Origin of the sequence: Xanthovirga aplysinae (genome assembly GCF_009711365.1) — a bacterium.
GTDB lineage: Bacteria > Bacteroidota > Bacteroidia > Cytophagales > Cyclobacteriaceae > Xanthovirga > Xanthovirga aplysinae.
Genome location: NZ_SMMB01000159.1, coordinates 1 through 526 on the forward strand (window position 1 = coordinate 1; position 526 = coordinate 526).

Genomic DNA, 526 nt, shown 5'->3' on the forward strand with positions numbered 1-526 from the left:
TGTCTTATTCCAGCTGCCAATTACTAAAGCAGCTTGAAAATTGTTTCCTGCAACACTTTTGTTAATTTGAATTCCTTTTGTGTAGTTGTTATCACCTAGGACAATGGCAGCCTGGGCATTAGTTGTAGGGAAACCGTTTATTAAAATGCCACGGCTTTCATTTTCCTGATATCCAACGGTATGGTTTTTGTTCCCTTTTACAATAGCTAACTGAGCATTGAGGCCTGGACCTTCCAGCTTTTGATAACCCTCTGTTTTATTCCACTCACCTTTTACAATGGCAGCCTGGGCATTTAATCTAAAGAATGAAAGCCCATGGAGGGAAGGCAACCCGTTGGAGTTAATGTCTATTAATCCGAAGACATCATCTGGTGCTCCACTTGGGCCGGAAGAACGTCGGACTTTTTGATAACCAATAGTCGTATTGTTATCTCCAATAATTAAGGCAGCTTGTAGGTTGGTTCCGGTCCCATCATTTTTTTGGAAACCAAATGTCTTATTGTAATGGCCAAAGATTAAAGCAGCC

Annotated in this window: 1 protein-coding gene; it reads right to left on the reverse strand. The window is 41.1% G+C overall.

From position 1 onward, the window contains the following. The coding region (locus tag E1171_RS23200; protein ID WP_187696103.1) for a hypothetical protein at positions 1 to 526 on the reverse strand (526 nt) is incomplete at both ends.